We start from the raw sequence: 23,395 nt of genomic DNA on the forward strand, positions 1-23,395 counted from the left end.
ATGTGTATAAGAGACAGGAGTGCGCTCGCACTCGCGGTCGTCGCACTCGTCGTACTGCTGGTCGGCCTCGACCTGCTGCTCGTCTACGGCTTTACGTCCGGGCTGATCGGCGACGGCGCGCTCGTCCACTCGCTCGCGCTCAGCCCGCTTAGCGCCTTCCGAGGGCTGGTCTTCGATACCGTGGTGGTCGTCGCGGCCGGCACCGGTCCGGCAGTCGCCTCGCCGCTGGCGAGTGTGCTCGGATTGGTCGGCTGGACCGTCGGCTCGCTTGCGCTCGCGAGTTGGGTACTGAACCGCTGAGAGCTGTTGGGTTGGTCCTGCTACGGCAACTAATCACATCAACGACATAACGAGCTCCTGAGTCACGTCCTCGTGCTCATAATGCTCGCCGCCGTACTCGTCGCTGAACGCAGTCGCGTCGTCACCATCGCTAAACGCAACGATCGACCCACCCATCGCGCCCTCGACATCGCTGTCAACGACCAACTCGAGTCCGGTCGCCGCTGCGAACGCGTCGGCGTCGAGGTGACGACTGAGGACGTAGTTGTCGCTGTCGGTGCTCTCGTCGACCTCGTAGTCGACGGCGGAGTAGTCCGTCAGGTACGTCACCTCGGGGTCTGCGGTGTCTTCGTGCTCGAACGCGAAGGTGTACGTACACAGCGAGCTACAGAACTGGGCCGGTCGGTCGTCCCCATCGAGCACCGTGGTGGGATCCTCGTAGTGGAGTTGGCCTGCGGGTCCCGGCTGGTTTCCGATTCCCATCGTACAGTTGTCACAGTCCTGTCCGCTGTCGATACTGACTGGATCGGGCGCTGGTTCTGCGTCGTCGTCACTGAGACAGCCGGCGGCCAGACCGAGAGCGGCCGTCGTCGCCCCTGCGAGGACCGTTCGACGCGTCATCCATCGTTCGTCCGCTGCTAACCGATTCCGTCCGTTCATACGCGCACTTAGCAGCAGTACTGTAAATCCGGTCTGGTATAATTCACGAATGGACGGGCGTACCACACTGCACGCGGTGGTTGCCGGTGCAGCCCGCACGCGATCCTGCTGTCGTGGCCATCACACCATCGTCAGCAGAATCACCATCGTCATCAGAAACAACAAAGGTGCGAGCGCGAGCCAGTAGGCAGTATGCTCGGACCAGCGTCGCTCGTTCTCGGGGTATTCGTGATGATACTGTTCGCGTCGTGGCTTATTCGCCGTGTCCGGGGCTCACCGCTCTCCGACGAGCAGCGCGAGTCTCTGGAGAGCCATCAGGAAGCCCAGGGGCGCGACCCACCGGTCGACGTCGGCGAAGAACACGAGGTCGCAATTCAGGAGTTCACCGAACACCACACGGGCGAGCGCCAGGCCGTCTGCAAGGTTGAAGGCTTCGTGATCTTCGTCGAGGACGTGCCGAGTCACTACGAGGCGACGGACGTGATCCAAATCTCTATTCTCTCGTTCAACCGCGGGAACACGTCGGCGACGGCGACTTACGTAGGCTAATCCGCCATTTCTCGTCCGCTTCTGCACCACGGTCTCGCCATTAGCCCGAAATAGACACGAACGACGCCCCCAGCACGACGATTACCGCAGCCACACCGACCCGCCAGCTCACGTGCTCGAGTCGCGTCGGCAAGAAGAGTGCAGAGAGGACCACAACGAACAACGGCGTGAGCTGCAGCAGTGGCATGACCACGACGACAGGAGCGATCTCGAGTGCCGCGAAGTAGGCGACGAAGGCAACGGTCGTCGAGACGCCGGCCGCGACGTACCAGAACGTGGTCCGTTCGCGGAGGGGAATCCGCCGAAGCGATCCCCTCCAGAGCTGGTACCCCACGAATCCGATCGTGGCTGCGCCCGCCATAGCGACCAGTCCAGGAAGGATTGCCGTCCCCTCGGCCAGTCCGACCGAGACGAAGATCGGCTCGAGGCCGATACAAACCGCGGCTCCGAGCGGCAACAGGAGGGTCACACCGGTTTCCCGGAGTGAGCGCTCGCGTGCCGTCGTCGCGGCGGTTTCCCAGGAGACGACGGCCAGGCCGACGACGACCAGCACGATGCCGAGGAAGTGAACCAGTGTCAGTTGCTCGTCGAGGAGCACCACGGCGAACACCGTCGCGAAAAGCACGTTCGAGGCCACGATCGGCGAGGTCAGGCTCGCGCCGATCTCGTCCGTGCTCTTGAACATGAGCAATCGCGCGACGAACATCCCGACGAGGCCGGCCGCAGCGAACGACGCGAGCGAGGTCTGGGTGTACAGCCCCGTGTACGGCGGCGGGTAGAGAACAAGCATGGGGAGGCCGACGAGGACGACGTTACACAGCAAGACGACGAGCACCGCGTCGGTAACGTCGCCGTCGTCGACGCCCAGACGCACGCAGAGGAACTGGCCGGCAAACGCCAGCGCGCCGGCAACCGCGAGCGCCACTCCGAGCGCTGACTCGGAGAGTTCGAGTACCATGACCCTCCTTTCGAGCGAACTGTCATAATGACTCTGTCCAGAGCGCGAACGCGACACGGACGCTGCGATCCACACCGACAGCCTCTTTCGCGCTCCCCCACCCAGTTCTGGTATGACCGAGTACTTCGAAGTCCACGAGCGCGACGGGGCCGCGCGCGTGGGCGAGCTGCGCCTCGATTTCGAGGCCGTCGCTGGCGATGCTGATTCGGACACCGATTCGAACCCCAACTCCGTTCCCGATCGAACCCCACCCCAAACGACACCCGCACTCGTCGACGACGTACTCGAGGACGCGGGCTCGCTCTGGTCGGCAGAGCGCGAGTTTCCGGAGGGCGATGAGTCCGCACTGACGGTGCTCCCGCACCGGTCGTTCCCGGGCGGGACAGCCGACGAGGTACAGGACTCGTTCGCCGTCGACTATCCGGACGTGGAGTTCCCCAGTGTGGCGGTCGTCTCGAGTGACCACGTCGACGACCACGGAACGGACGCTTACGCGGTCTCTGACGTGCAGTCGTTCACCGGCCACGGCGCGGGACTCGTCGAGGCGGTCGTCAACGTGCGCGAAGAAATCCCGACTGACACTGCACTGTTCTTCTCCGGTGTCGCAACGCCGCGAAACGTCGCTCTGTTAGCGTACGCCGGCGTCGACCTGTTCGACCGAACCGCGGCTATCGTGAAGGGAATTGAGGGTCGGTACCTGACGACCGACGAGGCCTACTTCCTCGAAGATCTGGAGGAGTTGCCGTGCTCCTGTCCGGCCTGCCAGCAGCCCCGCGAGGAGTTCACTCGCGAGGACTGCGTCGACCACAACGTCAACGCCCTGGAGGCGGAACTCGGCATCGTCCGCCGACGGATTCGTGACGGCCGCCTTCGCGACTACGTCGAGGGCCAGGCCCGCCAGGATCAGTGGCTCACCGCCGCAATGCGCGAACTCGACTCCCAGTGGGGCTATTTGGAGGAGCGTACGCCGATCCTCCGAGACGCACAGATCGACGCCGCGACCGAGGACACCCTTCGTCGCGTCGAGATCCAGCGCTACGCCGACCGGGTCACGACGCGATACCAGAACCGGTTCAAGAACCCGCTCGTGCTGGTCCCCTGTTCGGCGGCCAAACCCTACAGCGAGTCCCAGAGCCACCGCCAGTTCCACGACGCCATCCAGTGGCGCGCCCACCTCGTCTCGATGACGAGCCCCATCGGCGTCGTCCCGCAGGAACTCGAGACGACCTACCCAGCCCAGCACTACGACACCGTGGTCACGGGCCGCTGGTCCGAGGACGAGAAGCAGTTCGTGAGCGAGGTGCTTCGCCGGTATCTCGAGCGCAACGAATACCCGAAGATCATTGCCCACGTTCCCAACGAGGGGTATCGCGACATCGTCGGCCGCGTCGAGGAAGAACTGGACCTTGACATCACCTACACCGTCAACGAGCATCCCACAGACGACGAATCCCTCGCGAACCTGAGCGAGGCGCTGTCGGGCGAACTCAAGTACTCTAAACGCGAACGCGAGCACAACACTGTCCGCGCCATCGCCGACTACCTGCTCGGCGACGGTGCCGGCGACGACCTCTTCGAGGATATCCAGACCACCAGCCGCTACCCGAAAATTCAGGTCCGCGACCGTGAGGACACGCAACTGGCGACGATGGTGCCCCAGTACGGCACGCTCTCGTTCACACTCGCAGGCGCACGCCGCTGGGTCGACAGCGACGCACCGGTCAAGCGTGTCGAAATCGACGGCTTCGTTCCCCACGGGAGCGTGCTCGCGCCGGGTGTGGTCGAGGCCGACGAGGAGATCCGCGTGGGAGACGAGGTCGTCGTCGAGGGGCCGAAGGCGTTCGGCGTCGGCCGTGCCGAGATGTTCGGCCGCGAGATGGCCGAGAGTTCGCGCGGGATTGCGGCTGAGATTCGCCACGTCGAAGAGAAGTAGTCCGAGGTGTTCATCTGGTAGGCAGGGGGCTGAACCTCTCTCGAACGGACGGTTCTGTTGCAGCTCGATTTCCCGGGTAGTTGTCGTGCACAACATGTGCTTCTCGAGCAACGCAATTTCTGTGAGATCCACGTACTGTTCCTGGCAGCGTGCTGAATACAGGGCGCAGATCCCGCATAGCGGGCAGTCAGATTGGTGTTCCCAGCGTAGTCAAGCACATCTAGCGACAGAAGTGTACCAGTGGCACTTACAACAGGATCGCCTGGGCCAATCCGAGGAAGACGAAAAAGCCTAGCACGTCGGTCGCCGTAGTGATGAAGATCGTCGCAGACGTGGCTGGATCGAATCCCACCCGATCGAGTAACAGCGGCGTAATAGCGCCGAAAAAGCCTGCAATCACGAGATTTGCGACCATTGAGATGCCAATAACGGCCCCGAGTAAGAGACCAAATTCGCCGAATGAAAAGGCGGTAGCGATAACGGCGACAAGCACACCGGTAATAATTCCATTGACGGCACCGGCAACGACTTCGTTGAAGATGACACGCTTGCCGGTGTTGAGTGACACCTCATCGAGTGAAATTCCACGAACCGTGACCGCCATCGCCTGTGTGCCAGCATTTCCGCCCATCCCAGCGACGACCGGCATGTATGCTGCCAAAATGGCGACAGCAGCGATGGTTGACTCGAACAACCCAACCACCGCTGCAGCCATAAACGCCGTTCCGAGGTTGAGAATTAACCACTTGTATCGTCGCCGTACCTTGGTACCTGGACCATCGAGAACACTCTCTTCTTCAGCGACCCCGGTGAACTCGTAGAGCGTTTGCCCCCGCGCGTCTTCGAGTAGCCGCAACAAGTCCTCGGCATGAATCACTCCGAGGATGTCTTCTTCTTCATCGAGGACGGCAACGGAACGCTCGCGGTTTTGCCTGAATATCTCGAGGACCTCTTCGTCGTCGCGGTCGTACCGGACATGCGGTGTCTCTTGAACGTAGTCGCTAATCGTCTCGGTTTCAGGATCGGCCACGGACAGTGCTGCACCAGGGAGTTCGCCTTGTAATTCCCCATCGTCAGTAACGAAGATCGTCGGAACCCGTCCCCTTCTCTCTTCGAACCGACAAACGCGTTCGATCACTTCTGGGAAGTCCCGCGTTTCATCAACGGTGACGTAATCGAGGCTCATTACCCCGGCTGCACTTTCAGGGTCAAACGAGAGTAGGAAGTCGATTTTCTCGCGGCGTTCACTATCGAGCGTCGTGAGTAGCGCCTCACGTGTTTCCTCGTCAGTGTACCCGAGAACGTCCGTCACCTCGTCCGGATCAAGACCGTCGATAAACATCTCCAATGCAGACCGATGCATGTCTCCGATGAGGTGTTCTTGCACCTCTTCCGGGAGTGTGAAGAACACATCACGCCACTTGCTCAGTGGCAAGTCTGTGAACGGATCCGACGGCTCCGAAGCCATCGCAATCGTCTCCTGGATATCCGTCTGCTGAGCCATATGCAGAGTATATGAGCCGAGCACTAAATCACGACTGATGGCGCTATCGCAACACGGCCCTCTCAGCAGTGGCTGCTCTAACGACATTGAACAGCCTTCGATAAACACGCAAAAAAGAGATTTTCGCTGCTGAATTCACTCCCTGTATTCAGCACAGTGATTTAACAATTGTATGAACTTAATACTGAACAGTTACCTCTGTGTCCGATACTAACCGCTACAACTGACGAACTAACCCGGTCCACAGAGGATCACGATGGCGTGTACCCACTTTCTTCACGAGAAGTCCAGAAGTTATATTACTCTCCTTAACTAACTGTCACAACGGAAGCCACACCCAAACGAATACGCGGGGGCATGCGTACGAAATGCCCCGGGTGCTGTAACACCCGAGACGTGGCTTCCACTGCGGCCTGCAATGGTTGCCATGTTTCCGTTACTCCTACCGAGACAAAAAGGTCTCGCACGACACACAAGCATAGACACAGATACAGGTATCGCTCACAGGCAGCGCGCTCACGACCAGCACGCTCACGACCGGCGCACGGAGCCGTGCAGTTCCAAGTACGGACCCACTCCGGCCCGTCTCCTCGCCAATCGTCGACGGTGGTCTCGATGACTGCACGGTTCGACGAGCACGCCGACCAGTCGACGCCACTCGAGTCGGTCTCCCACGAGACAGTCGACCTCGACGCGCGAATCGAGCCGCGTTGCTACCGCTGTGACCGCTCCCTCGAACCCGACCACAGGATTCGCCTCACTACGCATCCGGGCCCCGACGCGATGGACCACTACGAAGCCACGAGCCGGCCTTGCTGTCCCGACTGCGTGGCTGCCATCGGGCTACTCGAGTTCGCCGTCGATCCGGGGTCGGGACCGGGGCCGGGATCGACCGGCTCGGACTGAGTCGGGAGTCGGTTTGACGGCCCCCGTCGCCGACGAGGTCGTCGTCGAGGTGTTGAGGGGCCGAAGGCGTTCGGCGTCGGCCGCGCCGAGATGTTCGGCCGGGAGATGGCCGAGAGCACGCGCGGGATTGTGGCTGCGATTCGCCACGTCGAGGAGAAGTGATCCGGACTCTCGCTCGGTCGGCGAGGGGTGAACACTCCGAAGAGCGTGTTCTGCTGAAACGCTCGTCGTCGGATAGCTGTCTCTGCATTGTACACCACTGCTGTGTGCTGTTCAGCAGTTCAGCAGGGGAGCCACCTATCGCTCCTCACACCCACACCTGGATTGTGCATCCGCGAACGCGACAATGTACGAATGAACCTCCTCTGCAAGGTCGTGCATCCCGAGCGCGAGGTCGCGACCAGGCCGGTCAATATCGTAGTAGATCCGTGATCGATGCTCGGCGCGGAAGCTATTGATTCGATCGGCGATATGTTCGTCTGAGAATACGCCCCGACTCTCGATATCACGGTAGACATCTCCGTGTTCGTGGTAGTCAGACGATTCGGCAGCAGTCATATCAACGAGGTAAAACTGCAACGATCGCTCGATGGCGTTGAACGAAAGTTCGACGAGACTCACGTTATTGTTCGTCCCGTCACGGAGTTGGCGGCACGTCCCTAACATCGCACACGCTTTTCCCAGTTGGATGTCAGCGTCCTCCTGCTGCCAGGACAGCGAATCCTGAACGGGTCCAGTTTCGCCATCTGCGAGTAGTTCTTCGACACGCCCAACGGCGCCCACAACATCCTCAAGCCCCATTTGTGAACACCTCCTGTTTCACAGCATCCAGCGCAGCAGCGGGTCGCAGCGTAATTCCATCGGTGAGAACGGCCGAAATTCGATCGTGCGTCGGGGCGGCATCTCGCGTTTCGACGACGATATGGAACTCGTACCGATGGCCGTCGAAGCGTTCGGTGGCGATCTCTTTCTCAATCTCGTGCGCTTTTCGTTGTGCCACCATCCGCTTCTCCGGTACCACGACAAAGAGATCCACGTCGCTGGCTCTGTCAGCGTCGCCACGAGCGACACTTCCGAACAAAACCACGCCGATCTCGGTACTCACAGAGTCGACGAGTCGCGTGAGGACCTCGCGGATCGGCTGCTGGAATTCCGTCTGCGGAACCAACGTGACGCGATCACCCGGCTTGGAGAGGTTCGTCGCATTAATTGTCACTTGATTCGCTCGGGCGTCGCGCTGTACTGTAATCAGATCTGCGGCCTCCAACGCATCTACAGCGCCGTTTACGTTTCCCATCCCCTTCCCGGTTAGCCGCTGGAGTTGACGATTACTGAACGCTCGGTTTGGGTTGTCTGCTAGCAGGTGCAGAATGTCGCCAGTCGCGGTGTGCCGGAAGAGTTCGGATCCATCGATAGGGAGTGGAAGACGAATGTGAATTCCATCCGGTCCCTCATCAGACTGAACAGGCTTGCAGTTCATGAACAGTTATACGGTTCAGTCTGTGTTGGATGTTACGGATACGACTGTATACAGGATAGGGACGTTTGCTTCGCGAATCAAAACGCGCTTCGGCTTCTGTAGCCCGTTTTTCTTGCCAAATCGGCCACTGACTCGTCTCGCCGCGCGGACGAATCTCACCGTGACGAGCGAGTACGGGCCCACGAGTCGCCCCTGCTGTTCCGACTGGTCGCCCTATCGATTCACAGGCTCGTCGCCACTCCACAGTTGGCCAGTGTAAACTGAATCGGTGGCAACTGGGTACGCTACTCACTTTGTCGGCGACGTCCCTCGTCGATACAACGAACTTCCGCTTGTACAATCGTCGAGACCCCCACCGAATCATCCGATTTGCCGTGGTGATGTCCGTCGGCCGAGGTTGCTCACTCGCGCAAGGCGGCGATGTGATTGTCCGCCGTCGACGCGTACAGCGTCGAGTCCGCAACGGCGAATCGGGCAGTTCCGACCGCGTCGTCCCCGTCCCTGCCTCCGTTCCACTCCCAGAGGCGGCACCGGAATCGGCATCCATCGCGACCAGTGGATCGCCGGTGTACACCGTCCCGTCGGCGACGATCGCGCCGGCAACCCCGCTCACCTCGGCGCACGTACCCGGACCGGGTCGCCAGTCGGGGTCGACGCGACGCTCTGGAGTACTGTGGCGTACATCTCCGAGGCGTTCCCGGGCGGTAGTACAGCCAGCGAGGCCGACGGTCGTAGCCGATGCGGCTACGAGGAACGGGCGACGACGCATAGCGGGTACAGTCGCTGCTCGCTCGCCTACAGTAAATATTTGCTGAACGTGTCGCTAATCAGACGTTCAATTCATTCATAAAAGTAAAGAATAGTTTGCATATCCACAAGTATTACTGGATGAACGGCGAGTAGAGGCAGGGTAGTACCAGCGTATCTATAGTAGCCACTGAAAGTCAGTGCACACCTGATCGCCAGACTGATCGGCGATCAGTGTGTAAACCGTTTCAGTTGTTACTATAGTGTGGTATCAACAAAGATGGCTTTAAGAGAATCTGCATAATATCTTGGGGAGATGGGTCAGGAGTGGGGAGCAAAATACGCTGACAATTGGGACGACATCTCAGAGTATGTTAAGGACCGGGACAACTATACCTGCCAATCGTGTGGGGTAAGGGGACGCCAATACGGGCCTGCTGAACTGCATTCACACCATATACATCACAAAAGTGAAGGGGGTAGTGATGACCCCTCGAACTTAGTAACTCTCTGTTGGAGATGCCATAACGAGGCCCACGATCATTTTGTCCGCCCTATGACAGAAAAGGCACGGACGGATCGACCATCCGTGTCAACACGCTCTTCTCAGTCATCGAATCCAGCCAAGCAGACGTGGAAGATCAGTGACGGTCCGGCTGATGAAAACCTCCAGCGGATTGCGGACGACATCTATGGCTCTAGTCACGAGACGACGACACGCCAGCGGTCTCGGTCTGGTTCTGCAGTCGCCGACAACGCTGGTGTAACGGTAGATCGAAGTTCCGATCCCAAAGTAACGACGACGCTTCAACTACCGACACTGGATCAGAATGATCCCCTTCCGGCAGCGGACTACACGCCACATGGACTCACCTTCTCCATCTTACTTATACTCGGCATTCCGGGTGGTTTCCTATTCACACTACTGAGTCAGTCAGTCATCAGCTCAGTACTACTTACCCTTGCTCTGGCAACCATTGCGTATCCGTTCCTCTACATACACAACAAACCCGTTTCAGAGGATCTGAATAGGATTAACGAACTTATTGGACCATATGAGAAAAAGAAACGAGAGATAAACAATATGATCGAGCAGAATGGGGATGTTCCTGACAAAGACATCAATGACCTGAGAAGCCTCCATGGAGAAATTTCAACTATTGTGTCGAGAAGAAATGAGGGTCATTTCAACAGTCAATTCGTCGACCAGGTTGCGGTAACGACAACCGATATCAAACGGTTGGAACGAGGCAATGTCACGCCCCGTACGTAATTACACTCCTTTCTATAGCGCGGACAAGTCCGTGAGTATCCGTAACAGATCCACACGCACTCCACCTGTTGCTCTGACTGTGTCGCTGCGATCGACCGCCTCGAGTTCATCTCTGAGCCACAGCCATGCGGTTCGGACTGAGCCGGGAGAACAGGGTGACTTCGAGGTGTGTGCGAACACGCGCAGGATCGCCTGTGAAAGGCGACATGACAATTAACGTGACACAACGGGAGATGTGTCCGAACAGACAGTATAGTGCTGTCTGAGACCACGCAGCGCGACTTTGAGGCGCCAGAACCTGAGTGTATCTGACTTTCGGACCGGTCCATATCCGCGACCTACTGTCAAACTGTGAAAATGTGTTATCTCCGTACACTGCGTACGTCTCTGTGGAGACGATTATGTCCGCAAACACAGCAACTGCTGACCACGAATCGCACGGCTACTCACTCAAGCGCGGATGGCGAACACTGGCTATCGCCGGCGCTGTCGTCGGGCTCATCGGCCTGCTAGCGATCGCGTTCCCGCTCGCGACCGGCATTTCTGTTACCCTCGTAATCGGCGCACTGCTCGTCCTGAGCGGGATCGTCCACGGCGCACACGCCTTCACCGCACGCGGGTGGAGCGGCTCGATGTGGCAACTCGCACTCGGCGTCATCTCGGTCGTCGCGGGTGTGCTCGTACTCGCGAACCCCGTCATCGGGCTCGTGACCCTCACGCTGCTCGCGATTGCCTATCTGCTGGCCGACGGCGTGGCTGAACTCTGGCTGTCGATGCGGATGGCCGACCAGCCCGGCCGAATGTCCGTCGCCGCGAGCGGCGTTCTCTCGCTCGTTCTGGCCGGTCTGCTCTGGGTCGGTTTCCCGGCGGACGCAGCCTGGGCAATCGGCCTGCTCGTCGGCATCAGCCTCTTCATGACCGGGCTCTCGATGGGCATCGTAGCCATCACCGGCCGCAACATGGAAGAGACGGCTGCCGCAGGCGAGCCACGGGCTGCATGACGGAGCAGCCTGCGACCGAGTGCGATTTCGATTTGTTTTGACGGCGTTGGTAATCGGCCTGTGAGCGACCGCCCTGCCGCGGTGCGGGGACTCGAGTACACGCCAACAGCAGACAGCAGCCAGCAGCCAGCAGCCAACAACCACTCACGTCCGTCCGCAAAGCGAGCCGTTATTCGGCCTTCGGTCCCGAACACACTGTGTGAACCTCTCGATCGTCGATCTTGCACCCGTCCCCGACGGCGCGAGCGCAACCGAAGCCTACGAGAACACGGTCGAACTCGCCCAACTGGCCGAGGAACGCGGCTACTCACGATTCTGGGTCGCCGAACACCACGGCATGGCCGACTCGATCGCGAGTACCACGCCAGAGGTCCTGATCGCCCATCTGGCCGCACACACCGACGACATTCGTGTCGGCTCGGGTACCGTGCTGCTCAACCACTACAGCCCGTTCAAGGTCGCCGAGTCGTTCAGCACGCTCGACGCCCTCGCGCCCGGCCGCATCGATCTCGGCCTCGGTCGTGCCACTGGCATGCCCGCCGCCGACCGCGCGCTCCGTACCGAGCGCCGAAAACGCAATCCCGACGAAGACCACGCCGAGAAGATCGAAGAGGCCGCGGCCCACCTCTACGACGAGTTCGGCGCGGACCATCCCTACTCGAAGCTCTCCCTCGCGCGCTCCGAAAGCGACGTACCGGAGATCTGGGTACTCGGCTCGAGTCCTTCCAGCGCGAAGATCGCGGGTGAGCTAGGATTGCGGTACTGCTTTGCCGCGTTCATCCGTCCAAACCTCGCCGAACGAGCGTTCGAGACCTACCACGAGCACTTCGAGCCGACCGACTCCGATGCCGGTCTGGACGAACCGGAGGGAATGCTCGCAGTGAACGTCGCCTGCGACGAGACCGACGAGGATGCCGCACGGCTCCGTGCGAGCGCCGAAGCGTCGTACAAGCGTATGCAACGCGGCGTCGTCGGCTCACTGCCGTCTGTCGAGGAAGCCATCGACGAACTCGGCGGCGTTCCGGAGCCGACGCCGCAGTCGATTCCGTCTGGAGAGTGGCCCCGTGCGCTCTCCGGAAGTCCCGAAACGGTCGGCACGCTACTCGAGACGCTGACGGATCGGGTCGGTGTCGAAGACGTAATCGTCCAGAATCTCATCGCGGATCACGACGACGTGTGTCGGTCACACGACCTGCTCGCCGACGCAGTCGGACTGGACGACCACTGAGCGGCGGCCGCTTCTCACTGCTCTTGGTCGTCGAGTACCGAATCGAAGAACTTCCGTTCTGCCGTCCGCAGGTGCTGGTTGAACGTCGCCGGCGCGATCCCCAGTCGCTCTGCGATATCCTCGCCCGTACTCTCGCGTGGCCATTCGAAGTAGCCCGCAAAGTAGGCCGTCTCGAGTGCCGCTCGCTGTTTCTCGGTCAGATCCTGTTCGAGGACGGCCGTTGCGCTCGAGCCACGACTCGAGCCGCTGCGATCGCTTCGCTCGGTCGTCCGTTGGGCGAGGTAGGTGGCATCCGGTCGCTGTTCCTTGATGAGTTCGATCATCTGGCGGGTGTCACGGCCCCGTGGAAGCTCGACGACGAACCGGAACTCACCGTTTGCGATCGTCGCCGAGGCGACACGACCGCCGTGGGTTGCGATCGCCTCGAACAGCGAGGCCGCGGCGGGCATCACGAACTCGAACTCGAACTCGTCCCGTCGCGCCGAGAGGAAGCGGGTATCGCTAACGCCACCGATTCGTTCGACCGTCTCCTCGAACTCTTCCTGTGCAATGTCCGTCGCCGAGCCGTAGGCGAGCAGGGTTTCATCACCGCGGACGAGCTGATTGATCGAAATGTGACCGGACTCGCGTTCGGAGAGACCCACCAGCTCGGGCACCATCTCCTCGAGTCTGAACTCGAGTTCGATGACGGCGTCACTGACGAGTGCATCACGGCGCTCGATCGCCGTGATTGCGTGCGCGACGGTGTCACCAATCCGAGCAAGAATCTGTGTTTCCGGCGAGGTGAACGCACGGGTCGAACTCGAGTAGATGTTCAGCACGCCGTAGATGAGGTCCTCGTGGATGATCGGAATCGCAGCTGAGGAGTGATAGCCCCGCGTCGTGGCTTCCTCACGCCACGGTTCGAAGTCGGGATCGGAGTCGATGCTGTTTGCGACCTGTACCTCACCGGTTCGGATCGCAGTTCCGGACGGTCCCTGTCCGGCGGCGTCGGTCTCGTCGACGCTAATCTCGACGTCTTCGAGGTAGCCCTCTTCGATGCCAGCGGCGGCCTTCGGGACGACATCGTTGCGACCGGGATTAACCTCGCCGACCCAGGCGAACCGGTAGCCGTCCGACGCGGTGAAGCGGTCACAGACTGCCTGTTCGAGTTCGGCACGCGTCTCGGTCGTGATCACCGAGTTGATGATGTCGTGTCCGATATCGTTCAACCGGTTGACCGTCTCGAGTTGCTCGCGCTGGCGTCGGCGTTCGTGTTCCTGCCGTGCACGTTCGATCGCGTGGTGGATCGTTCTGACGAGCAGTTCGCTCGTGACCTCGTCTTTGACGAGGAAGTCCTGGGCACCCTGCTGGATCGCCTGAATACCGACCTGCTGGTCGCGGAGTCCGGTCAGAACGACGATCGGTGTTGCGGTGCTCGCATCGGAGACCGTCTCGAGTGTCTCGAGTCCCTGGCTGTCGGGGAGGTTCAGGTCGAGCAAGACGACGTCGATCGAGCGCTGCTCGAACAACTCGAGTCCCTCCTCGAGTCGGTTTGCACGGGTGATCTCGGGCGTTCGACCGGCGGTCTCGTCGGAACTCACCCGCTGTGCGAGCTCCTCGGTCCCGCGTAACATCTCCTCGATCAGGCGTGCGTCGCCGGGGTTGTCCTCGATGAGGAGGATCCGAAGGCTCGGTGTGGTCTCTTCCTCCGGTGACTCTGCAACGCCAGTGCCGGTGGATTCGCCGCCGTCAGTGCGTTTGACGCCCCGGACGTCTCGCTCAGTTCCAGTATTCGCTCGCCCAGTTTTGGTGTCCGTTCGCTCGGATTCGATATCCGTTCGTCCGGATTCGGCTTCCGGTTCCGGTTCCGGTGCCGGTTCTGGTTCTGGTTCCGGTTCCGGTTCTGGTTCAGCCCCAGTTTCTCCGTCGCTGTCACCCCCACCCCCACTTTGACCACCGCTCACAGCTGATCACCCTCTGGCGGTAGCCGAACGACGGAAAACCAGAACTTCTCGAACGCCCGAACCGTCTCGATAAACTCGTCCGGATCGACCGGCTTCGTCAGATAGGCGTTCGCGTGCAGCTCGTAGGACTTCACAACGTCCTCTTCTGCTCGCGAACTCGTCAGCACGATCACCGGAATCGAGCGCAGTTCTGAGTCACCCTTGAGCTCCTCGAGTACCTCCTCGCCGTCCGTCCGCGGGAGGTTGAGATCGAGCAGGATCAGATCCGGTCGCGGCGCATCTTCGTACTCGTTTTGTTGATGGAGGAACTCGAGTGCCTCCGTGCCGTCGGAGACGACGTGCAGGTCGTTCTCGATGCGACCCTGTTTGAACGCTTCCTTGGTGAGGCGGACGTCGCCGGGATTGTCCTCAACGAGGAGTATCTGTGCTGTTGTGGGTGATGATGGGCGTCTGGTGGTCATTGCTGGGTGGGTGTGTCAGTGGGGTCGCATCGCGAAGTTGTGGTACGGGTCGGTGACCGTGTCTGGAGCGACTCGCAAGCAGGCGAGAGTGGAAACCAGGAACGGTGGCTCCCGGCCGATTGAAACCAAACGGGAGAACGGCAGACTGCAGTCGGGTCGAAGACGGATGTTCGACACCAGTGGGGACTAGAAGGCGGCGCTGAAGTGTGACTGGGACGGACGCGTGTATCGTCGTCCGACCACGGCCAGGGAAAAGTGGCCATCTCGTACTACCGCAAAGTCGACTGGAAGGGATAAATGTAGTGTTCACACCCCGTATCGGGTGACTCTCCGGAATATCAGACAATTTTGAGTCACTATTCGTCAAAAGAGACAGAAACGGGAGTTCTGAGACGGTCAGTGGTTCTGCCACCGGGCTATCGGAACAACTGCACTAGTTACACACTGATCGCACGTCCGCGATTCTCGCTCACTTTGCTCGCTCGCGGGTCACGCTATTCCCCGTTCGCTTTCCGCGGTTCTCGCTCACTTCGTTCGCTCCGAACCGCGCTCGCTCCGAACCGCGCACCCTCCGAACCGCGCTACTGTCGCACACTCTAGTGTGCAGTGACTTGCAGTGGCTACGATCGTTTACGAGTCCTCGTCGGACTGGTCGGAGTCGTCGGCAACCAGTCGATACCGCCGCCCTCGGTGTTTCCCGACCGATTCGATCAGGTCGTAATGAACCATCTTCGTTAAATGATTCCGCAGTGTCCGAGTCGTCTTTGGCTCCTCGACTCGCTGCTCGTACCGCTCGTAGAGCGTCCCCGGTTCGATTTCGCCGGTGTCTTCGATCATGTCGTACAGCACCCGCTGGTGCTCAAGCAGTCCTTCGACCGTCTTCTGACGGATCGCCGTCCGCGCATCCGGAATCGCAGACTCGATCACCGTGGTGGTCACCCGTTCGTCGCCAGCCTGTTTGGCACGCCGCGCTGCCGAGCGCAGGATACCGATGCCGACGCGGGCGTCACCCGAGGCTGCCTCAGCAATCGTCCGCAACTGCTCGGTCCGGACCGCGTTCGGTTCTAATCCCTGTGTCGCGCGCTCGCGAAGGATGGCAACGAGTTCGTCCGTCCCGTAGCGATCGAACTGAACGCGGGTCCCGGCGTGGAGCCGCGAGCGGACCCGGTCGTCGAAGCTCGCAAACAGCTCTTCCTCCCGGTTAGCGATCAACACGAGCGAGACGTGTGGGAGCCGGTGGAGGTCATAGAGAACAGCGGTCTCCTCGAGTTGGTCAACCTCGTCGAGGACGGCGACGAGCGGTCGGTCGCCTGCGTCGTCGAGTCGGCCGAACAGTTCGTCCTTCGGTGTCGATCGGTGGATCGACACGGCCTGGTCGATAGACTCGAGAAGGCTGTACAACACCCGAAATCGCGTGTACTCTTGCCAACAGTTGACGTAGGCGACACGCACGTCGGGATCTTGTTCTCGCAGTTGGGCAAGCGTGTAGCGGGCAATACAGGTCTTGCCGACGCCAGTGGGGCCAAACAGAAACGCGGGATCGGTTCCATGGCCGGCAAGTAGCGGTTCCAGAGACTCAGAGAGGAGGTTGACCTCGTCGTGACGGTGGACGACTTCGCTGGGAACGAAGTCCTCGCGCAGCACACGGGCGTCGACGATCACACGGACAGGGTTGCTTACCAATCACAATAAGTGGTCGGTGCGTGTGACTGTCTCCAGCCCAATTCTGTATATCGTTATGTAGTATAATGCCCTACTGTTCGGTAGCCGGAGAACGTCACACCAGTGTCGTGCAGGGCGTGGCTCCAAACGCAACAGTTTGCTGGCGCTCGTCGAGCGAGAATGAGGACAAGCAGCCAGTCAATCAATCAGTTCCAGGTGGTCATATGGTGGCGAGACACTGGACACCGGTCACAGAACACACACCACGCAGTGGTCACTCTCTAACGCGACTTGTTCTCAGAGTTCACAACAAATCCGACGATGAGCAGGCAGGGTCGAAGTGAAGATGGACATCGTACGGTCGCAACCCCAGACAACGCAAGCCGTGACCCCGGTGTATAGCCACTGGGAACCACTGCACGCCTGATCGCACGACGAACGGTTCGGAGTGGATGCGGTTTGAGGGGAGCGCGGTTCGGAGGGTGCGCGGTTCGGAGCGAGCGCGGTTCGGAGCGAGCGCGGTTCGGAGCGAACGAAGTGAGCGAGAACCGCGGAAAGCGAACGGGGAACAGCGTGACCCGTGAGCGAAATGAGTGAGAACCCGAGAAGAAGGGGGAAACGAAGTGACCCGTAAGCGAACCGTGCAATGAGTGTGTAATAGTCGGTCGTTGCCACAGTGGAGACGATCTCGGTCAGCAATGCAGCTCTGTATCACCGTTGGTGGGAAACCTCCCCCTAACCACCCATGCTCGATACCGAGCACGTTCTCCGCAGCACACACGCACGGAATCGGTGCCACTCCATTGACCGAGCGGATTCGAGTCCCAGTTCGAAGCCAGAACCCCCGGATTTCGGTGTCAAATAGGAGCTCCACAATACTCGATTTGCGAACAGACACAGGTATCTGCGACATCCGCAAAGACACGTCACATCGTCATAGCAGACCGGGCCGACACGACCCTGAACCGGCTACCAGCGATCAAATATATTTTCGAGGGTGGATTGGAAACGGGACCGGGCACACCATTCACGAGTCAACCCACCGGGAAGACCGCTATCGACAGCTGCAGTAGGCAGGGACTCGAGTAACAGCTCTGTGTTAGCCACGAACGCGAGCAAGTGCGGGTGGAGTGTTCTCGTCGGAGCGTAGCTAGCGACTCCCGACAGCGACGATGTATTTTGTATGTGCGCAATCAGAAGTTTTCCGATAAACCATATGTCGGTATGTAGAATAGGGTTGTGAGCCGGCTGGCTGCTCGGTAACTCGAGTACCTGCGTTGATCTCGGAGAGGACCGACCGACGGAGCGGTGGCGCCGTCTCTGGACGAGGACCAGTTGCGGGTAACGATAGGAGTCACCACTCACGAACCGCGATGATAGCACGAACCGAAATCGCGGGTTTCGACTGCAACCCGCACACTCATACGCCCGCTCGGTGGGCCAGCAGGTATGCACAGCGACGCGACCCCATCGTTCGACGACGACAGTCAGCGTGCGGTCTACGAGTTCGTCGAGCGACACGGAACGGCAACACGTGCGGAGGTGCTGCGATCGGTTCGGGTCGATGCAGGACCGACCCACTCGAAGCCGGCGCGGTCCGGTCGATACACGCAGGAAGCAGCGCTGTCGCCGACCGAACTGGCATCGTGTCTCGACGCGTTGGTAGCTGAGGGATGGCTTACCGAGCACGAGGGGGCCCTTCGTGTCTCACTCCCCGGAGCACCGACCGAACGCGAGACCGACACAGGGCGACTTCGAATCCGGCGCGCGCAGGAACGTGATCGGACGGCTCTCCTCGAGATGATGCGCACTGTCGCAGCCGACGGCGGTTACGTGGTCGCTGCCGACCTTGCGACGCGACTCGAACGCGCGCCAGCGCTGGTTCGCGTGAACGGCACCGAAGACGGTGCAGCGTCTCGGGTCTGTTTTGTTGCCGTGCTCGACACGGATACAGAGGCCACTAGTGACGATAGTAACGGAGACACCGACAGTGAGGAGATCGACAGTGACGACACCGACGCAGACACCGACAGCCACGCCACCAGTCACGATGACCACCCACTCGTCGGTTGGCTCCACCTCGACACCCCCGCACTCGAGTCCCGCTCGCACACAGCCGAGGTGACCGTCGGCGTCCACCCCGACCATCGCCGACAGGGCATCGGCCAGGCGCTACTCGAGTACGGACTCGAGTGGGCGGGCGAGGCGGGGTACCGGAAGCTGGTACAGGGGGTGCCAGCGACGAGTGAGGGGGCGATTGCGTTGCTCTCGGAGTGGGATCGAGAGGGTGAGCGGGCGGAGCACTATCGGATCGACGGAGAGTACGTCGACGAGGTGTTGTTCGCAGCGTGGCCTACAGTTTCTTGAGGGTTGCTGACAGACACCGACGTATGGAGGAGATCGAACTGGGTGTTCCGAAACCGTTGCTCGAGCGATTACCGGCCGACGACGACGTCACTGCACCCGATATGCAGCGGGCTGTCGGCGGCTGGGAACAGCAAGTAAACGAGCTAATCGAATCTGCCGAGGATGACCGGGAGGCGGCCGCCCAACTTCTCGATGTGATCGACCGGTTCGAAGCGCGCTATGAGACCTACGACGACCTGGTGCCGGAGCTTCGCGCGTGGGGCCAGTCACCGATTTATGCAATTGCCTGGCGGACGCTGTACGCGGATGTCGTTGCCCAGTTGTACGAACACGATGACCTCGCAGACCATATCGACCGGGAGCGAAATGCGCGACTCGTCGACGACGGTATTCGGCTTCGCGATCTCTGAGGGAGAATCCGTCCGATTTTCAGTGGGTATTGCCAGGCAGTGGCCCCCACAGATGGTACGTCGACAGAGCCGTCAACGAACCAGAATATGGCCACAACGTTGAAACTCTGAAAATTGGACACATAGCCATGGATTGGATGGCAAGGGGCAGTCGGGTGCTTCCAGGGGATATCGATGCGTGAACGGCAGCGGATTGGACGACGGGACCTGTTGTCGACAGCGGCAGGGGCGACAATTGTCGCAACCGCTGGCTGTCTGTCAGACGGACTCATCGGCGACACCAACGGCGATAGCCGGCCTGCGCTGTCCGAGCGAACGCTGCGCTACGGCGGCGTGCTCCCACAGTCGGGCGGCCTCGGTGCAGTCGGTGGGGCACTCGAGAACGCGACAACGCTGCCGATCGCTGAACTCGAGGAGTCGGAACTCGATGTAACAATCGAGTACGAGGGTGTCGACTCGGAAACGACGCCAACGGCAGCCGTCGACGCGGTCGCTGACCTGATCGAGGACGGCTATCCGGCAGTCGTCGGCGCAGCGGGGTCGGACGTGACGTTGCAGATGACACAGCAGGCGACGATTCCAGCGGAGGTCGTCTCCTGTTCGCCAGCGAGTACGTCGCCGACGGTCGGTATTCTCAACGACCGTGGCTTTTCGTTCCGGACCGCACCGGATGACTCGATGCAGGCGGTCGTCGCAGCACAGCTTGCAGTCGCCGAACACGATGCGGAGACGGCAGCAACGCTGTATACGGCGGGTGACTACGGCCGACAGCTCTCTGGTGCGTTCTCGGCGTCGTTCGACGGCGAGATTCAACGACAGGTGTCGTTCACCGAGGGAAGTGAGTCCTTTGACGAGCCGATCGCTGAAGCGCTCTCGGGCGAGCCGGATATCCTGTTTCTGGTTTCCTACATGGAGGACGGAGTTGGGCTGCTTACGGACTACTATGACGGACATGCCGGCGACGAGGTCGTGTTCGTCAGTGACGGACTGCAGGAGGACTCGATTCCACAGGGTGTGGATGCCTCGTTCACCGATATTTACGGCACTGCACCGGTTTCATCGGGTCCTGGACAGGGGACGTTCGCTCGGATGTACCGGGATGAGTTCGGAGCGGATCCAGCAATATTCACGGCGAACTCCTACGATGCGGCCGCGACGATCTTGCTCGCAAACGCCGCTGCAGGTGAGAACGACGGTGCAGCGATTCGATCACACATGATCGAGGTGACGACCGGTGACGGAACAGAGATCCAGCCGGGCGAACTCGCCGACGGGCTCGAACTCGCTGCTGCCGGTGAGCCGATCCGGTACCGCGGGGCGTCCGGTGAGATTGAGTTCGACGAGAGCGGCGATGGTGGTTCGATCACCTACGAGTACTTCACGTTCGGCGAGGACAGCATCAACCCACTGTCGGAACACGAGCCAGAGGGGGTGGCACAATGACGGCTGATACGTCGGTTGACGATGCGCAACCGAGCGACGGTGCAGCGGGCGAGAACGAATCGGTCACCGCCAACGAGCCACCGTCAGCATCCGACGACGGCGGTGTCAGCCAGCGGATTCGATCGGCGGTTCCCACGATGATTCGGGGGAGCTACCGTGCAAAATTCATTATCTCGATCCTCCTCATCCTCGTGATTATCTCAGCCGTCGGGGCGGTCGGCTACGTCGACGCCGAGCGGACCGTTGAGTCCGACGCCGAGCAGCAACTCACTGCGACGGTCGACATGCACGCGGACTCGATCAACGAGTGGACGATCGCGATGGAATCGCATACGCGATCGCTCTCCTCGGCGTCGGCACTCGCGGGCACCAACGCAGAGACCGCCGAGGCGTACGTCGTCGAAGAACAGGCGAAACTCCCGGTCGACGTTCGGGCAGTTCACGTCGTCGATACGAACGACGACGCAGTCCTGACCAGCACCAACGGCGAACTGCGCGGCGAATCGCTCGGTGCCGTCGACGAACCGTGGACGGAGATCGAACCTGGCGTCGACCTGACGGCCGCAAACGACGTCTGGTACTCGCCAACGGCGTACGAGTCCACGTCGCTCGACGACCAGGTGATCGCGTTCGCCAGCCCGATCGAGGGCGACGAAGCACGAATCGCCGTCGTCGTCGGTACGATCGACTACCGCGTGGACGGGCTCAGACAACTCCACGAGGACCAGGAGACGATGATCCTCAACACCGACGGCGACACCGTGCTCGCAAGCGACGAACTCGCCGGCGAGCCGGACGACGAACTCGTCGAATCACTCGGTCTCGTCCGCGAGGGAACCGCGTTCGAACGTGATGACGACGCCGGTCTCGTCATCGGCTACGGCGCAACCGCCGACAACGATTGGGTCGCGGTAACCACCGTCCCAGCAGCACAGGCCTTCGCCGCGAGCAATGCAGTCGGCTGGACCCTGCTCTCCGTAATCGGCACCGGGCTTCTGTCCCTGCTGGTCGGCGGCTTCTTCCTCGCCCGCCAGACCGTCACCCCACTCGAGGACCTCCGTAACCGCGCCGAGCGCATGGAAGCCGGCGACCTCGACGTCGACCTCTCGACGAGCCGTATCGACGAGGTCGGCCAGCTGTACCAGTCGTTCGACGAGATGAGCGGCGCACTCGAGACGCGGATCTCCGAAGCCCGCGACGCACAGGCAGACGCAGAAGCCGCACAGGAAGCCGCCGAGGCGGCCAAAGCCGATGCCGAAGCGGCACAGGAAGAAGCCGAAGCCGAACGCGAGCGGATGGCCGAGGTAACTGACGAACTCCGGTGGGCCGCAGACCAGTACAGCCAGACCATGCGCGCCGCCGCAGACGGCGACCTCACCGTCCGCGCCGACGTCGACACCGACAACGAGCAGATGCAGGAGATCGGTGCCGAGTTCAACGCGATGCTCGAGGAACTCGAGTCCACCGTCGACGACGTCAAGCAGTTCGCAACGGATGTCGCCGCAGCGAGCGAGCAGGTCAGCGCCTCGAGTACGGAGGTCCAGCGCGCGAGCGAGCAGGTCGCTGACTCCGTCCAGGAGATTTCGGACGCTTCGGCGCGCCAGAGCAACCAGTTGCAGACGGTCGATGCCGAAATGTCCGATCTCTCGGCGACGACCGAGGAGATCGCCTCCACAGCGACGGAGGTTTCGACTGTCGCCGAGCGCACCGTCGAGTCCAGCCGCGAGGGCCGTGAGGCCGCGACTGCCGCGATCGAGGAGATGTCCGAAGTCGAGACGAAGGCGGATCACGCCGTCGAAACGATCCGGTCACTCGAGAACGAGGTCGAAGAGATCACCGAACTCGTCGACGCCATTTCGGATGTGGCGGACCAGACGAACCTGCTCGCGCTGAACGCGAGTATCGAGGCGACGCGAGCGGGCGAGGGCGGTGAAGCGGGTGGCTTCGATATGGTGGCCCAGGAGATCAAGGCGCTCTCTGCGGACGCGAAGGAGGCTGCCGCCGAGATCGACCACCGAATCCAGGACATCCGCGAAAAGACCGACGAGTCGGTCAGCGTCGTCGAAGACACGAGCGAACGCGTCGAAGAGGGCACCGAGGCGGTGAAGCCGGCGGTCGAGTCGCTCACCGAAATCGCTTCGTTCGCCGAGGACACCAACGACGGTGTCACGGAGATTTCCGCGGCGACGGACGCCCAGGCGTCCTCGACCGAGGAGGTCGTCACTGCCGTCGACGAGGTTGCGACCAGCAGCGAGGAGTCGGCCGCAGAGGCCAGCAACGTCTCGGCTGCAGCGGAGGAGCAGACGGCCTCGCTCACCGAGGTTACCGACAGCGTCGACTCGCTTGCAGACCAGGCCGCTGCGCTCTCGCAGACACTCGATCGGTTCAAGACGGCTGTCGATTACGGCGGACGAAACGGGCGAGACGGGCGAGACAACCAAGAACCGGGCGACGGGCAGGAACGACCCAGTGGAGCAACACTGGCCAGCAGCGAGTACAACGGGTCGGAAACTGACGACGGCACCAGTAACCGGCCGTCTGGCTCGCCAACACACCGCTGACCACGCCGTCCTCGTCGTTCTGGGGCC

Annotated in this window: 18 protein-coding genes and 2 pseudogenes; 12 read left to right on the forward strand and 8 right to left on the reverse strand. The window is 61.0% G+C overall.

Annotation, left to right across the window (positions count from 1 at the left end):
- Nucleotides 1–300: pseudogene (locus tag C483_RS14565) on the forward strand (ABC transporter permease); the annotation flags it as partial.
- A 33-nt stretch (nucleotides 301–333) separates the two neighbouring features.
- Here C483_RS14565 and C483_RS14570 read toward each other — a convergent pair.
- Nucleotides 334–939, reverse strand: coding sequence for a nitrous oxide reductase accessory protein NosL (locus tag C483_RS14570; protein WP_049912757.1), 606 nt, complete (start codon nucleotides 937–939; stop codon nucleotides 334–336).
- Nucleotides 940–1,131: 192 nt separating this feature from the next.
- On the opposite strand from C483_RS14570, the gene C483_RS14575 reads away from it, so the two are divergent.
- On the forward strand, nucleotides 1,132–1,488 hold the full coding sequence (locus C483_RS14575) for a TRAM domain-containing protein (RefSeq protein WP_006654130.1): 357 nt from the start codon (nucleotides 1,132–1,134) through the stop codon (nucleotides 1,486–1,488).
- A 40-nt stretch (nucleotides 1,489–1,528) separates the two neighbouring features.
- Here C483_RS14575 and C483_RS14580 read toward each other — a convergent pair whose 3' ends face one another.
- Nucleotides 1,529–2,446: a DMT family transporter gene (locus C483_RS14580; protein WP_006654131.1), complete on the reverse strand. Its 918-nt coding sequence runs from the start codon at nucleotides 2,444–2,446 to the stop codon at nucleotides 1,529–1,531.
- A gap of 112 nt (nucleotides 2,447–2,558) precedes the next feature.
- On the opposite strand from C483_RS14580, the gene arcS reads away from it, so the two are divergent.
- Nucleotides 2,559–4,379: an archaeosine synthase subunit alpha gene (gene arcS / locus C483_RS14585; protein ID WP_006654132.1), complete on the forward strand. Its 1,821-nt coding sequence runs from the start codon at nucleotides 2,559–2,561 to the stop codon at nucleotides 4,377–4,379.
- A 247-nt stretch (nucleotides 4,380–4,626) separates the two neighbouring features.
- Here arcS and C483_RS14590 read toward each other — a convergent pair whose 3' ends face one another.
- Nucleotides 4,627–5,883: a magnesium transporter gene (locus C483_RS14590; RefSeq protein ID WP_006654133.1), complete on the reverse strand. Its 1,257-nt coding sequence runs from the start codon at nucleotides 5,881–5,883 to the stop codon at nucleotides 4,627–4,629.
- Nucleotides 5,884–6,498: 615 nt separating this feature from the next.
- Here C483_RS14590 and C483_RS14595 point away from each other — a divergent pair.
- Nucleotides 6,499–6,789 carry a hypothetical protein gene (locus C483_RS14595; protein ID WP_006654134.1) on the forward strand — a complete coding sequence of 97 codons (291 nt, stop codon included), beginning with the start codon at nucleotides 6,499–6,501 and terminating at the stop codon, nucleotides 6,787–6,789.
- A gap of 297 nt (nucleotides 6,790–7,086) precedes the next feature.
- Here C483_RS14595 and C483_RS14600 read toward each other — a convergent pair whose 3' ends face one another.
- Together C483_RS14600 and C483_RS14605 are read right to left on the reverse strand one after the other, a co-directional pair.
- Nucleotides 7,087–7,590: a hypothetical protein gene (locus C483_RS14600; RefSeq protein WP_006654135.1), complete on the reverse strand. Its 504-nt coding sequence runs from the start codon at nucleotides 7,588–7,590 to the stop codon at nucleotides 7,087–7,089.
- Entirely contained in the window at nucleotides 7,580–8,086 is a 507-nt protein-coding gene (locus C483_RS14605) for a nucleotidyltransferase domain-containing protein (protein ID WP_006654136.1), read from the reverse strand. Before C483_RS14605 ends, C483_RS14600 begins: the two co-directional genes overlap by 11 nt.
- Nucleotides 8,087–9,332: 1,246 nt before the next feature.
- Between C483_RS14605 and C483_RS21265 the strand changes: the two are divergent.
- From C483_RS21265 to C483_RS14615, 4 genes and pseudogenes are all read left to right on the forward strand, one after another.
- Nucleotides 9,333–9,563 (forward strand): annotated as a pseudogene (locus tag C483_RS21265) (HNH endonuclease); the annotation flags it as partial.
- 9 nt (nucleotides 9,564–9,572) lie between these two features.
- Entirely contained in the window at nucleotides 9,573–10,289 is a 717-nt protein-coding gene (locus C483_RS19590; RefSeq protein WP_241431520.1) for a hypothetical protein, read from the forward strand.
- Nucleotides 10,290–10,690: 401 nt separating this feature from the next.
- Nucleotides 10,691–11,290 (forward strand): HdeD family acid-resistance protein, encoded by a 600-nt coding sequence (locus C483_RS14610; RefSeq protein WP_006654138.1) that lies wholly within the window; start codon nucleotides 10,691–10,693, stop codon nucleotides 11,288–11,290.
- 199 nt (nucleotides 11,291–11,489) lie between these two features.
- Complete coding sequence (locus tag C483_RS14615; protein ID WP_006654139.1) at nucleotides 11,490–12,518, forward strand: LLM class flavin-dependent oxidoreductase; 1,029 nt, start codon at nucleotides 11,490–11,492, stop codon at nucleotides 12,516–12,518.
- Nucleotides 12,519–12,532: 14 nt separating this feature from the next.
- Here the strand turns inward: C483_RS14615 and C483_RS14620 are convergent, their stop codons facing one another.
- The 3 genes from C483_RS14620 to C483_RS14630 form a co-directional block, all read right to left on the reverse strand.
- The gene (locus C483_RS14620; protein WP_049912788.1) at nucleotides 12,533–14,182 is read right to left on the reverse strand and encodes a bacterio-opsin activator domain-containing protein; all 1,650 of its coding nucleotides are present in this window, start codon (nucleotides 14,180–14,182) and stop codon (nucleotides 12,533–12,535) included.
- Between the two features lie 278 nt (nucleotides 14,183–14,460).
- Complete coding sequence (locus C483_RS14625) at nucleotides 14,461–14,925, reverse strand: response regulator (protein ID WP_006654141.1); 465 nt, start codon at nucleotides 14,923–14,925, stop codon at nucleotides 14,461–14,463.
- Between the two features lie 630 nt (nucleotides 14,926–15,555).
- Nucleotides 15,556–16,587: a Cdc6/Cdc18 family protein gene (locus C483_RS14630; protein ID WP_006654142.1), complete on the reverse strand. Its 1,032-nt coding sequence runs from the start codon at nucleotides 16,585–16,587 to the stop codon at nucleotides 15,556–15,558.
- A 1,449-nt stretch (nucleotides 16,588–18,036) separates the two neighbouring features.
- Here C483_RS14630 and C483_RS14635 point away from each other — a divergent pair.
- The 4 genes from C483_RS14635 (at nucleotide 18,037) to C483_RS14650 (ending at nucleotide 23,368) form a co-directional block, all read left to right on the forward strand.
- A complete protein-coding gene (locus C483_RS14635; protein WP_006654143.1) occupies nucleotides 18,037–18,954 on the forward strand; it encodes a GNAT family N-acetyltransferase in 918 nt (305 codons plus the stop codon).
- Between the two features lie 23 nt (nucleotides 18,955–18,977).
- Nucleotides 18,978–19,364, forward strand: coding sequence for a hypothetical protein (locus C483_RS14640; RefSeq protein ID WP_006654144.1), 387 nt, complete (start codon nucleotides 18,978–18,980; stop codon nucleotides 19,362–19,364).
- Between the two features lie 174 nt (nucleotides 19,365–19,538).
- Nucleotides 19,539–20,807: an ABC transporter substrate-binding protein gene (locus tag C483_RS14645; RefSeq protein ID WP_006654145.1), complete on the forward strand. Its 1,269-nt coding sequence runs from the start codon at nucleotides 19,539–19,541 to the stop codon at nucleotides 20,805–20,807.
- A complete protein-coding gene (locus C483_RS14650; RefSeq protein WP_006654146.1) occupies nucleotides 20,804–23,368 on the forward strand; it encodes a methyl-accepting chemotaxis protein in 2,565 nt (854 codons plus the stop codon). The genes C483_RS14645 and C483_RS14650 overlap by 4 nt, the downstream gene beginning before the upstream one ends.
- Nucleotides 23,369–23,395 lie beyond the last annotated feature (27 nt).

Origin of the sequence: Natrialba hulunbeirensis JCM 10989 (genome assembly GCF_000337575.1) — an archaeon.
Classification (GTDB): domain Archaea; phylum Halobacteriota; class Halobacteria; order Halobacteriales; family Natrialbaceae; genus Natrialba; species Natrialba hulunbeirensis.

What these genes read in the sequence shown, in the direction of transcription:
- C483_RS14645 (WP_006654145.1), top strand. Translation starts at nt 19,539, where the DNA reads ATGCGTGAACGGCAGCGGATTGGACGACGGGACCTGTTGTCGACAGCG.
- C483_RS14650 (WP_006654146.1), top strand. Translation starts at nt 20,804, where the DNA reads ATGACGGCTGATACGTCGGTTGACGATGCGCAACCGAGCGACGGTGCA.
- C483_RS14580 (WP_006654131.1), bottom strand. Translation starts at nt 2,446, where the DNA reads ATGGTACTCGAACTCTCCGAGTCAGCGCTCGGAGTGGCGCTCGCGGTT.
- C483_RS14570 (WP_049912757.1), bottom strand. Translation starts at nt 939, where the DNA reads ATGAACGGACGGAATCGGTTAGCAGCGGACGAACGATGGATGACGCGT.
- C483_RS14590 (WP_006654133.1), bottom strand. Translation starts at nt 5,883, where the DNA reads ATGGCTCAGCAGACGGATATCCAGGAGACGATTGCGATGGCTTCGGAG.
- C483_RS14640 (WP_006654144.1), top strand. Translation starts at nt 18,978, where the DNA reads ATGGAGGAGATCGAACTGGGTGTTCCGAAACCGTTGCTCGAGCGATTA.
- C483_RS14635 (WP_006654143.1), top strand. Translation starts at nt 18,037, where the DNA reads ATGCACAGCGACGCGACCCCATCGTTCGACGACGACAGTCAGCGTGCG.
- C483_RS14600 (WP_006654135.1), bottom strand. Translation starts at nt 7,590, where the DNA reads ATGGGGCTTGAGGATGTTGTGGGCGCCGTTGGGCGTGTCGAAGAACTA.
- arcS (WP_006654132.1), top strand. Translation starts at nt 2,559, where the DNA reads ATGACCGAGTACTTCGAAGTCCACGAGCGCGACGGGGCCGCGCGCGTG.
- C483_RS14625 (WP_006654141.1), bottom strand. Translation starts at nt 14,925, where the DNA reads ATGACCACCAGACGCCCATCATCACCCACAACAGCACAGATACTCCTC.
- C483_RS19590 (WP_241431520.1), top strand. Translation starts at nt 9,573, where the DNA reads ATGACAGAAAAGGCACGGACGGATCGACCATCCGTGTCAACACGCTCT.
- C483_RS14610 (WP_006654138.1), top strand. Translation starts at nt 10,691, where the DNA reads ATGTCCGCAAACACAGCAACTGCTGACCACGAATCGCACGGCTACTCA.
- C483_RS14605 (WP_006654136.1), bottom strand. Translation starts at nt 8,086, where the DNA reads ATGGGAAACGTAAACGGCGCTGTAGATGCGTTGGAGGCCGCAGATCTG.
- C483_RS14595 (WP_006654134.1), top strand. Translation starts at nt 6,499, where the DNA reads ATGACTGCACGGTTCGACGAGCACGCCGACCAGTCGACGCCACTCGAG.
- C483_RS14575 (WP_006654130.1), top strand. Translation starts at nt 1,132, where the DNA reads ATGCTCGGACCAGCGTCGCTCGTTCTCGGGGTATTCGTGATGATACTG.